Source organism: Blautia sp. AF34-10, assembly GCF_003477865.1.
Taxonomy (GTDB): domain Bacteria; phylum Bacillota; class Clostridia; order Lachnospirales; family Lachnospiraceae; genus Fusicatenibacter; species Fusicatenibacter saccharivorans.
The window spans coordinates 37,127-49,115 of record NZ_QUED01000022.1 but is presented as its reverse complement, the minus strand read 5'-3'; the positions used below and the strand labels follow the sequence as shown (position 1 = coordinate 49,115).

Annotated in this window: 10 protein-coding genes and 3 pseudogenes; all 13 read left to right on the top strand. The window is 52.5% G+C overall.

Features of this window, described 5'->3' with window-relative positions; all coding sequences use genetic code 11:
- The first annotated feature begins 53 nt into the window (after positions 1-53).
- The 13 genes and pseudogenes from DWZ60_RS13045 to DWZ60_RS12985 all read left to right on the top strand — a co-directional run bounded on the left by DWZ60_RS13045 (position 54) and on the right by DWZ60_RS12985 (position 11,989).
- Positions 54-1,664 (top strand): recombinase family protein, encoded by a 1,611-nt coding sequence (locus DWZ60_RS13045; RefSeq protein ID WP_002605633.1) that lies wholly within the window; start codon positions 54-56, stop codon positions 1,662-1,664.
- An 87-nt stretch (positions 1,665-1,751) separates the two neighbouring features.
- Positions 1,752-1,850: pseudogene (locus DWZ60_RS20260) on the top strand (Maff2 family mobile element protein); the annotation flags it as partial.
- Positions 1,851-1,919: 69 nt separating this feature from the next.
- Positions 1,920-2,789 (top strand): VirB6/TrbL-like conjugal transfer protein, CD1112 family, encoded by an 870-nt coding sequence (locus DWZ60_RS13035; RefSeq protein WP_004797480.1) that lies wholly within the window; start codon positions 1,920-1,922, stop codon positions 2,787-2,789.
- A 20-nt stretch (positions 2,790-2,809) separates the two neighbouring features.
- A complete protein-coding gene (locus DWZ60_RS13030; RefSeq protein ID WP_024739827.1) occupies positions 2,810-3,265 on the top strand; it encodes a PrgI family protein in 456 nt (151 codons plus the stop codon).
- Positions 3,222-5,624, top strand: a complete 2,403-nt coding sequence (locus tag DWZ60_RS13025; protein WP_119221797.1) for a VirB4-like conjugal transfer ATPase, CD1110 family — start codon at positions 3,222-3,224, stop codon at positions 5,622-5,624. The genes DWZ60_RS13030 and DWZ60_RS13025 overlap by 44 nt, the downstream gene beginning before the upstream one ends.
- Positions 5,624-6,004, top strand: a complete 381-nt coding sequence (locus DWZ60_RS13020; protein ID WP_432764259.1) for a DUF3851 domain-containing protein — start codon at positions 5,624-5,626, stop codon at positions 6,002-6,004. The genes DWZ60_RS13025 and DWZ60_RS13020 overlap by 1 nt, the downstream gene beginning before the upstream one ends.
- Positions 5,997-7,732, top strand: a pseudogene (locus DWZ60_RS13015) (CHAP domain-containing protein). Before DWZ60_RS13020 ends, DWZ60_RS13015 begins: the two are co-directional and overlap by 8 nt.
- A 29-nt stretch (positions 7,733-7,761) precedes the next feature.
- The gene (locus DWZ60_RS13010; protein ID WP_024739086.1) at positions 7,762-8,013 is read left to right on the top strand and encodes a DUF4315 family protein; all 252 of its coding nucleotides are present in this window, start codon (positions 7,762-7,764) and stop codon (positions 8,011-8,013) included.
- A complete protein-coding gene (locus tag DWZ60_RS13005; protein ID WP_119221795.1) occupies positions 8,003-8,758 on the top strand; it encodes a DUF4366 domain-containing protein in 756 nt (251 codons plus the stop codon). The genes DWZ60_RS13010 and DWZ60_RS13005 overlap by 11 nt, the downstream gene beginning before the upstream one ends.
- A pseudogene (locus DWZ60_RS13000) lies at positions 8,755-8,948 on the top strand (hypothetical protein). The gene DWZ60_RS13005 and the pseudogene DWZ60_RS13000 overlap by 4 nt, the downstream one beginning before the upstream one ends.
- The gene (locus DWZ60_RS12995; RefSeq protein WP_024739085.1) at positions 8,945-9,637 is read left to right on the top strand and encodes a hypothetical protein; all 693 of its coding nucleotides are present in this window, start codon (positions 8,945-8,947) and stop codon (positions 9,635-9,637) included. The pseudogene DWZ60_RS13000 and the gene DWZ60_RS12995 overlap by 4 nt, the downstream one beginning before the upstream one ends.
- On the top strand, positions 9,618-11,714 hold the full coding sequence (locus DWZ60_RS12990; protein ID WP_199669422.1) for a type IA DNA topoisomerase: 2,097 nt from the start codon (positions 9,618-9,620) through the stop codon (positions 11,712-11,714). Before DWZ60_RS12995 ends, DWZ60_RS12990 begins: the two co-directional genes overlap by 20 nt.
- Entirely contained in the window at positions 11,711-11,989 is a 279-nt protein-coding gene (locus DWZ60_RS12985) for a hypothetical protein (protein WP_055224644.1), read from the top strand. Before DWZ60_RS12990 ends, DWZ60_RS12985 begins: the two co-directional genes overlap by 4 nt.

Sequence of the window (11,989 nt, the reverse complement as noted above, 5' to 3'; positions counted from 1 at the left end):
GGTATGATAGTCATACGGAATAGTGGGGCTGGCTGTCGGAAATGGAGGACACTATGTTAAGACAGACCACCCGAAACCTTATTACCGCCCTTTATCCGAGATTATCCCACGAGGACGAGCTGCAAGGTGAGAGCAATTCTATTTCAAACCAGAAGCGTATTCTTGAAACCTATGCGAAGCAGAACGGCTTTTCCAATCTGCAATGGTACACAGATGACGGTTATTCTGGGGCGAACTTCCAAAGACCCGGTTTTCAAGCCATGCTTGCGGACATTGAAGCCGGAAAAGTCGGCACCGTTATCGTCAAGGATATGTCACGGTTAGGGCGAAACTATCTGCAAGTGGGAATGTATACGGAAATGATTTTCCCACAGAAAGGCGTCCGCTTTATCGCTATCAATGACGGAGTGGACAGCGCACAGGGCGACAATGATTTTGCCCCTCTGCGGAACATTTTTAACGAATGGCTGGTGAGAGATACGAGCAAGAAAATCAAAGCAGTAAAACGGTCTAAGGGTATGAGCGGGAAGCCCGTCACGAGCAAACCCGTATACGGCTACTTTATGGACGAGGACGAAAATTTTATCATTGACGGGGAAGCCGCCCCTGTTGTGCGGCAGATTTACAGCTTGTGCCTTGCCGGGAACGGGCCGACCAAGATAGCCCGTATGCTCACAGAGCAGGAGATCCCCACGCCGGGAACGCTGGAATACCGTCGGACGGGAAGCACCCGCCGCTACCACCCCGGCTATGAGTGCAAGTGGGCGACCAATACCGTGGTACATATCCTTGAAAACAGGGAGTACACGGGCTGTCTGGTAAACTTCAAGACGGAGAAGCCGTCCTACAAGACCAAGCACAGCGTAGAGAACCCCATTGAGAAACAGGCGATTTTCGAGAACCACCATGAGCCTATCATTGACACCCAGATGTGGGAGCGTGTGCAGGAGTTACGCAAGCAGCGCAAACGCCCGAACCGCTATGATGAAGTGGGCTTATTCTCCGGCATACTCTTTTGTGCCGACTGCGGCAGCGTCCTTTACCAGCAGCGTTACCAGAACGCCACCCGCAAGCAGGATTGTTATATCTGCGGGAGCTACAAGAAGCGTACCCGTGACTGTACGGCGCACTTTATCCGCACCGACCTGTTGACCGCCGGAGTGACCGACAATCTGCGGAAAGTCACCAGCTATGCAGCGAAGCACGAAGCCCGGTTTATGAAGCTGCTGATCGAGCAGAACGAGGACGGGGGCAAGCGCAGGAACGCCGCAAGGAAAAAGGAGCTGGAAGCCGCCGAGAAGCGTATCAGCGAGTTATCCGCTATCTTCAAGCGGCTGTATGAGGACAGCGTGACCGGGCGCATTTCAGACGAGCGTTTCACGGAGCTGTCGGCAGACTATGAAGCCGAGCAGAAAGAACTGAAAGAGAGAGCCGCCGCTATCCGGGCAGAGCTTTCCAAAGCGCAGGAAGCCACGGTAAACGCAGAAAAGTTTATGAATGTTGTCCGCAAGTACACCAGCTTTGAAGAACTTACCCCTACCCTTTTGCGTGAGTTTGTGGAGAAAATCGTTGTGCATGAGTGCAGCTATGACGAGAACGGCACACGCAGACAGGACATTGATATTTATTACTCTTTCGTTGGCAAGGTAGACCTGCCCGAATGACCGCCCGACCTATCCGGCGCAATGCGCAAACGCCGGATAGGAACGGCAAAATTTTTTACACTTCTACTACTTCTTTATCACACATCAGCAAAGAGCCAGGGCATGAAGCAGCTCATGGCCGGTGCTGGTGTAGCCGTAGTCGGCATGGTCCTTGTACCTCTGCTCTCCGGGCTTTTCTCTGTCTAAGCGTCTCCGTATGAAATCCTTGCCGCTCCCGCAGCTTTGCGGGGGCGGCGGAAAGGAGGTTGACACCGTATGGATTTCTTACTTGAAGCCCTGACAAATTGGCTGAAAGAAATGCTGGTGGGCGGTATTATGAGCAACCTTTCGGGGATGTTTGACAGTGTAAATCAGCAGGTCGCGGATATATCCGTACAGGTAGGCCAGACCCCACAGGGATGGAATGGCAGTATTTTCAGCATGATTGAGAATCTGTCCAACTCCATCATGGTGCCGATTGCAGGTGTGATTCTGGCTATCGTGATGACCGTAGACCTGATCCAGATGATTGCAGACAAGAACAACCTGCATGATGTGGATACCTGGATGATTTTCAAGTGGGTGTTCAAATCAGCTGCCGCCATCCTCATTGTCACAAACACATGGAATATCGTGATGGGCGTCTTTGATATGGCGCAGAGCGTAGTGGCGCAGGCGGCAGGGATTATCAATTCGGATGCGTCCATTGACATTTCCTCAGTTATGACCGATCTGGAACCGAGGCTGATGGAAATGGATCTGGGACCGCTGTTCGGACTGTGGTTCCAATCCCTCTTTATTGGCATTACTATGTGGGCGTTATATATCTGTATCTTTATCGTTATTTATGGCCGTATGATCGAAATCTACCTTGTGACTTCGGTGGCTCCCGTTCCAATGGCTGCAATGATGGGTAAAGAATGGGGCGGTATGGGACAGAATTACCTCCGATCCCTGCTGGCGCTGGGCTTTCAGGCGTTTCTCATTATCGTCTGCGTGGCAATTTATGCTGTGCTGGTGCAGAACATCGCTCTGGAAGATGACATCATCATGGCAATCTGGAGCTGCGTGGGCTACACCGTACTGCTATGTTTTACGCTGTTCAAAACCGGCAGTCTCGCCAAATCAGTCTTTCAGGCGCACTAAAACGGAAGGAGGTTTCTACATTGGCTTATGTACCCGTACCCAAGGACTTAACAAAAGTCAAAACAAAGGTCATGTTCAATCTGACCCGAAGGCAGCTGGTCTGCTTTACCGCCGGGGCGCTTGTAGGCGTACCGCTGTTCTTGTGGCTCCGTGAGCCTGCGGGAAACAGCATGGCTGCCATGTGTATGATGCTGGTCATGATGCCCTTCTTCCTGCTGGCTATGTACGAAAAGCATGGACAGCCCCTGGAAAAGATCGTGGGCAACATTCTCAAAGTAGCTGTGATCCGTCCAAAGCAGCGTCCCTACCAGACCAATAACTTTTATGCCGTATTAAAGCGGCAGGAAATGCTCGATAAGGAGGTGTATGACATTGTTCACCGCAATAAAAAAATGGCTGCATCGGATGTTCGGAAAAACCGAGAAAAAAACTGTGCAGCCGGTAAAGACAAAGAAAAAGCTGTCCCGCGCCGATAAGAAGCAGATCGAAGCGGCCATTGCCCGCGCTAACCGCACGGACAAAAAAGGAAAATCTGCGCAGGACAGTATCCCTTATGAACGGATGTGGCCGGATGGAATCTGCCGAGTATCGGACAGCCACTACACAAAGACCATCCAGTTTCAGGACATCAACTATCAGCTCTCCCAAAACGAAGATAAGACGGCAATCTTTGAGGGGTGGTGTGATTTCCTCAATTATTTTGACAGCTCAATTCATTTCCAGCTGTCTTTTTTGAACCTTGCGGCATCGGAGGAGACCTTTGCTAACTCCATTTCCATCCCGCCCCAGAGGGATGCCTTTGACAGTATCCGCGAGGAATACACCACAATGCTGCAAAATCAGCTGGCCAGAGGTAACAACGGTCTCATCAAGACCAAATACCTGACTTTTGGTATCGACGCAGACAGCATCAAAGCTGCCAAGCCCCGTCTGGAGCGTATTGAGACCGATATACTTAATAACTTCAAGCGTCTTGGTGTAGCTGCCAGAACGCTGGACGGTAAAGAAAGGCTTTCTCAGCTTCATGCAGTATTCCACATGGATGAACAGCTCCCATTTCAGTTTGAATGGGACTGGCTGGCTCCTTCCGGTCTGTCCACGAAGGATTTTATTGCACCAAGCTCCTTTGAGTTCCGCACCGGCAAGCAGTTCCGTATGGGCAAGAAATACGGGGCTGTTTCTTTTTTGCAGATTCTCGCACCGGAGCTGAATGACCGTCTGCTGGCTGATTTTTTGGATATGGAAAGCTCGCTCATTGTGAGTATGCACATTCAGTCGGTGGATCAGGTGAAAGCCATCAAGACGGTAAAGCGCAAGATTACCGACCTGGACCGCAGTAAGATCGAGGAACAGAAAAAAGCAGTTCGTGCCGGATACGACATGGACATCATTCCATCCGACCTTGCTACCTACGGCAGTGAAGCGAAAAAACTCTTGCAGGATTTGCAGAGCCGCAACGAGAGAATGTTCCTTTTAACCTTTCTGGTGCTGAACACAGCGGACAATCCCCGTCAGCTTGGCAACAACATCTTTCAGGCAGGCTCCATTGCCCAGAAGTATAACTGTCAGCTGACCAGGCTGGACTTCCAGCAAGAAGAAGGGCTGATGAGCTGTCTGCCCCTGGGACTCAATCAGATTGAGATCCAGCGAGGACTGACCACCAGTTCTACGGCTATCTTTGTACCGTTCACCACACAGGAATTATTCCAGAACGGCAAAGAAGCTCTGTACTACGGCATAAACGCCCTGTCCAACAACCTCATCATGGTAGACAGAAAGCTGCTGAAAAACCCCAACGGCTTGATTTTGGGTACGCCAGGTTCCGGTAAGTCCTTCAGCGCAAAACGAGAAATCGCCAACTGCTTTTTGCTTACCAATGATGATGTTATCATCTGTGACCCGGAAGCGGAGTACGCACCTCTTGTTGAGCGTCTGCATGGGCAGGTCATCAAGATCTCGCCTACCTCCACCAACTACATCAATCCGATGGACCTGAACCTGGACTACTCGGATGATGAAAGCCCACTGTCCCTCAAGTCTGATTTTATCCTCAGCTTGTGTGAGCTGATCGTGAGCGGTAAGGAGGGCTTGCAGCCGGTGCAGAAAACAATCATCGACCGCTGTGTGCGCCTGGTCTATCAGACTTACCTCAATGACCCGCGCCCGGAGAATATGCCGGTTTTGGAGGACCTATATAACCTGCTTCGGGAACAGGAGGAAAAGGAAGCCCAGTATATCGCTACGGCCCTTGAAATCTATGTAACCGGCTCCCTCAATGTGTTCAACCACCAGAGCAATGTGGACATCAACAACCGCATTGTCTGCTATGACATCAAGGAACTGGGCAAGCAGCTCAAGAAAATCGGTATGCTGGTGGTACAGGATCAGGTGTGGAACCGCGTTACCATCAACCGTGCCGCTCACAAGTCTACCCGCTACTACATCGACGAGATGCACCTGCTTTTGAAGGAGGAACAGACCGCTGCCTATACAGTGGAAATCTGGAAGCGATTCCGTAAATGGGGTGGTATTCCGACAGGTATCACCCAGAATGTCAAAGACCTTTTGAGCAGCCGCGAGGTAGAGAACATCTTTGAAAACTCCGACTTCGTGTATATGCTCAACCAGGCAGGCGGAGACCGTCAGATACTTGCCAAGCAGCTGGGCATTTCCACGCACCAGCTTAGCTATGTGACCCACTCCGGTGAGGGCGAGGGCCTGCTGTTCTATGGCTCCACAATTCTGCCTTTCGTGGACCACTTCCCGAAGAGTACCGAGCTGTACCGCATTATGACCACCAAACCCCAGGAACTGAAAAAGAAGGAGGATGAATGATGATGAACCCCAACATTTTGAATCAAAACCCGTTGATGTTTTTTGACAGGGCGGTAAATGCCCAGCGCAGCCAGCTGCTTACGGTCATGGCCGATGCGGTAAGTGAGTGCCGCACGGCGGCAGATCAGGCAGCCGAACTGAATGAGACCGGTCAGGTGGGGCTTCTCCGTCTGGCAGAGATTTGGAGCGCCATCCGTGCCAAGGAAGGCATGGGCGGTCTGATTCTGGAAGGAACCGAAGCGAAGATCCTGTCTGATGTGGTGGCACAGTTTTACGCCTACCTGTCCGGTTGTATGTTCAACGATCCTGTGGGAATGGCCATTTATGCAGAGCTGCACTACATGATGTCCTCCCTCATGCTGGGAGAATGGTTTGAATAAGGAGCCGCGCCTGCGCTTTACTGATGAGGAACGGTCGGACCCTGCACTGGAAAAGCCGATCCGTAAAGCGGAGAAAGCTGCGGCCAGAGCAGATAAGGCGCAGGCCAATATCCCAAAGAAAAAGGTCAGGCAGACGGTCATCGACCCGGATACCGGAAAAAAGACCTCGAAGTTGACCTTTGAGGACAAGAAAAAGCCACCCTCCAAACTTTCTCAAGGGGTCAAGGAAGCTCCCGTCCATCTGGTTGCGGGCAAACTCCACAAAGAGATCCGGGAAACAGAACAGGACAATGTGGGCGTGGAAAGCGCCCACAAGTCCGAGGAAGCGGTGGAGACCGGCGCTTATCTGGTGCGGGAGGCTATCGCAGCCACAAGCTGAAGCCGTACCGCAAAGCAGCACAGGCAGAGCGCCAACTGGAAAAGGCAAATGTAAATGTTCTGTACCAGAAATCTTTGCAGGAAAATCCCCAGTTTGCCAGCAATCCACTTTCCCGCTGGCAGCAAAAGCAGGCCATCAAAAAGCAGTATGCCGCCGCCAAACACGCCGGTCAGACTGCTGGAAATACCGCCCAGGCTGCATCTAAAACAGGAAAAGCCGCAAGGACGGTAAAAGAAAAGGCACAGCAGGCAGGGGCATTCGTCATGCGCCACAAGAAGGGTTTCCTAATGGCAGGGGTTTTGTTCCTCATTACCTGTATGCTGATGAATACCATGTCCTCCTGCTCCATGATGGCGCAGAGCATCGGTTCCGTTCTCTCCGGCACCACCTATCCGTCGGATGACCCGGAAATGCTGGCGGTGGAGGCAGATTATGCAGCCAGAGAAGCCCAGTTGCAGGAGGAAATCGACAACATTGAAAGCAGTCACCCAGGGTATGACGAGTATCGCTATGACCTTGGTATGATCGGCCATGACCCTCATGAGCTGGCAGCATTTCTCTCTGCCGTCTTGCAAGGCTACACCCGGCAGAGCGCTCAGGCAGAGCTGGCGCGTGTGTTTGCAGCACAGTATCAGCTGACGCTTACTGAGGAAGTGGAGATTCGCTACCGCACGGAGACCTCCACCGACCCGGAGACCGGCGAGACCACCTCAGAAGAAGTCCCCTATGAGTATTACATTCTGAATGTGAAACTCACCAGCAAGCCCATTTCCGCTGTGGCGTCGGAACTTCTGACCCCGGAGCAGATGGAAATGTATCAGGTCTACCGACAGACCATGGGCAATAAGCCGCTGTTGTTTGGCGGCGGTTCCCCTGATACCAGCGGCTCGGAAGATCTGTCCGGTGTGCAGTTCATTAACGGCACCCGCCCCGGCAATCCGCAGCTGGTGGAACTGGCGAAAAGTCAGGTGGGCAATGTGGGCGGTTATCCCTACTGGAGCTGGTACGGTTTTGACAGCCGCGTGGAATGGTGCGCCTGCTTCGTATCCTGGTGCTATAACCAGGCAGGAAAAAGTGAGCCGCGCTTTGCAGGCTGTGAGTGGCAGGGTGTTCCGTGGTTCCAGTCTCATGGACAGTGGGGCGCACGAGGATATGAGAACATCGCCCCCGGTGATGCCATTTTCTTTGACTGGGATTTGGATGGGACAGCAGACCATGTAGGTATCGTGATCGGTACGGATGGCAGCCGTGTTTATACCGTGGAGGGAAATTCCGGCGATGCCTGCAAGATCAAAAGTTATGACCTGAATTATCAAAGCATTAAGGGCTACGGCCTGATGAACTGGTAACAGAGATTTTTAAGAAGGAGTGATAGACGATGGCAAAGAACAAAATTGAGCGCATTGACCAGGAGATTACAAAGGTCCGTGAGAAGATCGCAGAGTATCAGGAAAAGCTCAAGGCGCTGGAGGCACAGAAAACCGAGGCAGAAAATCTGGAGATCGTTCAGATGGTGCGCGCACTGCGTATGACCCCTGCCCAGCTGAGCGCCATGCTGTCCGGCGGCGCAGTTTCCGGCAGTATGATGGATGACAACAACGAACAGGAGGAAAACAGCTATGAGGAATAAACGATTGCTCCGAACACTTTCCGCCCTTTGCCTGACGCTGGTTCTGGCATCGGGCTTTACCATTCCCGCTTTTGCCCAGGGCGCAGCGCCGCCCCCGGCAGAGGATACCACCAATGACAGCAATGTGGTGGTGGAAGAACCCGAAAAAGCACCTCCGCTGACCCCGGAGGGTAACGCCGCTCTGGTGGATGATTTTGGTGGCAACAAGCAGCTCATTACCGTTACCACCAAGGCAGGCAACTATTTTTATATCCTGATCGACAGGGCCAATGAGGATAAAAAGACTGCTGTTCACTTTCTGAACCAGGTGGATGAAGCGGACCTGATGGCGCTGATGGAAGATGGAAATGCCAAAGAGGAGCCGCCTGCGGTGTGCAGCTGCACGACAAAATGTGAAGCAGGGGCAGTCAATACGGCCTGTCCGGTCTGTGTAACGGATAAGAGTAAATGTACGGGAAAAGCACCGGAACCTCCGGCAGAAACACCGAAGCCAGAAAAAGAGAAGCCTGCCGGACTGAACCCGGCTGCGCTGATCCTGCTGCTGGCTCTGCTTGGTGGAGGTGGTGTATTTGCCTACTTGAAGCTCGTTAAGAACAAGCCTAAGACCAAGGGCAATGACAGTCTGGACGATTATGATTATGGCGAGGAAGATTCCGAGGAATGGGAAACCGAGGATGAGGAGTCGGACGAGCCGGATGCTGACGGGGGCAGCGCAGAAGAAGATGACGAGGACAGCGTGAAATGACCCGTTTCACAGACAGTCCTATGAACGCATGATGACACGCAGGCCGGAGGGCGGGAAGGAAACTTCCCGTCCTCCCTCTTTGCCCCAAAGCCACCCCTGTTATGGCTGCGGAAATTATGGAAGCCCCTGCGTAGGTGTCTGCCACCGTGAGATGGAACGATGGCTCAAAGAAAGGAAACGAAAAAAATGAGTGTTCTGATTATATTTATCAAGCTGATTGCTGTTTTTGACCTGCTGGTGATCGCCGTGTATTTTGGCGGCGACATTCTTTCTACCATGTTAAACAAACTTCGGAGAAAAGCAAAACAGGAAGATTCCTTTGACTTTTCTCAGGATGCCGTGATGGTTTCATTATCCATAGATTCTGTCCGTCAGCTTTATTCCGGTGACGCGGCAGATTTTGTGGAAGATAAGATTCTGCCAAATGCGGAGAAAACGATGGCTGTTTTGACGGACCAGGAACAGGCAGCAGCCCGTCTGCTCTTATCTGCCCTGATCGGTTTTCTTGCAGCAGAAGCTCCTATGGATGAACAGAGCTTTCCTATGGTAATGGAACTTCTGAACTGTATGGAGGGTGAAAAAGAGGATGGTTGTCAGGATGCAGTAGAAAGTTTGCTTGAAGATGCTGTCCGCAATACCCACCGCCATGAAGAATATTACAGCAATTATCAACGCTACCAGCTGATGCAGGTGGATAAAACTCGTGTCATTTTGGCTTGCCGCATCATCATCAATGACCTGCTGGGGAAACTGTACCGCTATGACTACCGGTTTGGTTATAACCTGCTTCTGGATGAGGAAAACAGCATTGAGAAAAAACTGCACACGCCTGTGCGGGAAGAATGGGAGGTTGAAGAATATGAAGCTGGTGATTGCTGAAAAACCATCAGTTGCCCAGAGTTTGGCGGCGGTGATCGGTGCAACTGCCCGTAAGGACGGGTATCTGGAGGGCAACGGCTGGCGTGTCAGCTGGTGTGTGGGCCATCTGGCCGGTCTTGCGGACGCAGACAGCTATGACCCCAAGTACGCCAAGTGGCGATATGATGACCTGCCTATTCTGCCGGAGCATTGGCAGATGGTGGTGGGAAAGGATAAGAAAAAGCAGTTTGATATTCTCAAAAAGCTGATGAACGCCCCGGATGTGACGGAGGTAGTAAATGCCTGCGATGCCGGACGCGAGGGCGAGCTGATCTTCCGCAGCGTCTACGAGCTGGCAGGCTGCCAAAAGCCCATGAAACGCCTCTGGATTTCTTCGATGGAGGACTCCGCCATAAGGGAAGGCTTTGCAAACCTGCGCCCCGGTGCGGACTATGACGGGCTTCGGGATGCTGCTCTTTGCCGCGCTAAGGCCGACTGGCTGGTGGGGATCAATGCCACAAGGCTGTTTTCCGTGCTGTACCACCGCACCCTCAACATCGGGCGCGTGATGTCCCCAACCCTGGCGCTCATTGTCCAGCGAGAAGCTGAGATCGACACCTTTAAGCCAGTTCCCTTTTATACCGTGGCGCTGGAGCTGCCCGGTCTTACCGTATCCGGGGAGCGCATGGCGGATAAGGCTGCTGCCGAGCAGCTGAAAGAAGCCTGTCAGGGTGCAGCTGCCACAATCAAAAAGGTGGAGTGCAAGGAAAAGTCCGAAAAGCCGCCTGCCCTCTATGACCTGACTACTCTGCAAAGAGATGCCAACCGCCTGCTTGGATTTACAGCCCAGCAGACCCTGGACTATCTGCAAAGCCTGTATGAAAAGAAGCTCTGCACCTATCCCCGTACTGACAGCCGCTATCTGACCGGTGATATGGCAGACAGCCTGCCGGTGCTGGTCAATCTGGTTGCCAATGCTATGCCGTTTCGCAAAGGGATCGCCATTACCTGTGACCCCCATGTGGTCATCAACGATAAGAAAGTAACTGACCACCACGCAGTAATCCCTACCAGAAATCTCAAGGATGCAGACCTTTCTGCCCTTCCTGCGGGAGAAAAAGCGGTGCTGGAGCTGGTGGCCCTGCGTCTGCTGTGCGCCGTAGCCCAGCCCCATATCTATTCGGAAACTGTTGTGATTGCAGCGTGTGGTGGGGAGTTTACCGCCAAAGGAAAAACAGTGAAGCACCCCGGATGGAAAGCTCTGGAGGACGCTTACCGTGCCAAAATGAAAGATGCAGAGCCGAAAAAAGATGGTGCAGAGAAAGCCCTGCCGGAGCTGACTGAAGGACAGACCCTTGCGGTTGCTGCTGCAATCGTCAAAGAAGGCAAAAGCAGTCCACCCCAGCACTTTACGGAGGATACCTTGTTGTTCGCAATGGAGACTGCCGGAAAAGAAGATATGCCGGAGGACGCCGAGCGAAAAGGTCTGGGGACACCGGCCACCCGTGCCGGTATTTTGGAAAAGCTGGTATCTGCCGGTTTTCTGGAACGAAAAAAGAACAGGAAAACGGTGCAGCTTCTCCCTTCCCACGATGCAGTCTCCCTGATAACAGTCTTGCCGGAACAGCTGCAATCGCCGCTTCTGACTGCCGAGTGGGAGTACCGCCTGGGAGAGATCGAGCGCGGGCAGCTTGCCCCGGAGGAGTTTCTGGACGGGATCAGCACCATGCTGAAAGATCTGGTGGGAACTTATCAGGTCATCAAGGGAACCGAGTACCTGTTCTCCCCGCCCCGTGATGTGGTAGGCAAATGCCCTCGCTGCGGCGGTGAAGTTGCAGAACTGCAAAAAGGCTTCTTCTGTCAGAATGATTCTTGCAAATTTGCAATCTGGAAAAATAACAAATGGTGGGCTGCCAAGAAAAAACAGCCGACCAAGGCTGTGGTGTCTGCACTGCTGAAAGATGGCCGTGTCCGTGTAACGGGCCTATATTCTGAGAAAACTGGCAAGACCTACGATGCCGCTGTGGTTTTGGAGGACGATGGACAGTACGCCAACTTTAAGCTGGAATTTGATCAGCGGAAAGGAGGCAGCCGATGAAGCTCTCTTTAGTGGAACGGGAAACCATTCTCCTTTATAACCAGGCAGAACCAATGGCTGAGGTCTACACCCACGATCCCCGTCTGATGGAGAAGCTGGAACTGCTGGCAAAAAAGCACCCCGACCAGATCACCCGAAAGGACGCCCATAACTTTACCGTCCCAAAGCGGTGTGTATCAGTCCGGGAGCCATATAGCGCAGAACGCCGCAAAGCCGCCAGTGAGCGTGCGAAAGCCGCCGGATACCAGCCTCCTATGCGAAAGTCCGGCAGTTAA

What these genes read in the sequence shown, in the direction of transcription:
- DWZ60_RS12990 (WP_199669422.1), top strand. Translation starts at nt 9,618, where the DNA reads ATGAAGCTGGTGATTGCTGAAAAACCATCAGTTGCCCAGAGTTTGGCG.
- DWZ60_RS13005 (WP_119221795.1), top strand. Translation starts at nt 8,003, where the DNA reads ATGAGGAATAAACGATTGCTCCGAACACTTTCCGCCCTTTGCCTGACG.
- DWZ60_RS13020 (WP_432764259.1), top strand. Translation starts at nt 5,624, where the DNA reads ATGATGAACCCCAACATTTTGAATCAAAACCCGTTGATGTTTTTTGAC.
- DWZ60_RS13010 (WP_024739086.1), top strand. Translation starts at nt 7,762, where the DNA reads ATGGCAAAGAACAAAATTGAGCGCATTGACCAGGAGATTACAAAGGTC.
- DWZ60_RS12985 (WP_055224644.1), top strand. Translation starts at nt 11,711, where the DNA reads ATGAAGCTCTCTTTAGTGGAACGGGAAACCATTCTCCTTTATAACCAG.
- DWZ60_RS12995 (WP_024739085.1), top strand. Translation starts at nt 8,945, where the DNA reads ATGAGTGTTCTGATTATATTTATCAAGCTGATTGCTGTTTTTGACCTG.
- DWZ60_RS13045 (WP_002605633.1), top strand. Translation starts at nt 54, where the DNA reads ATGTTAAGACAGACCACCCGAAACCTTATTACCGCCCTTTATCCGAGA.
- DWZ60_RS13035 (WP_004797480.1), top strand. Translation starts at nt 1,920, where the DNA reads ATGGATTTCTTACTTGAAGCCCTGACAAATTGGCTGAAAGAAATGCTG.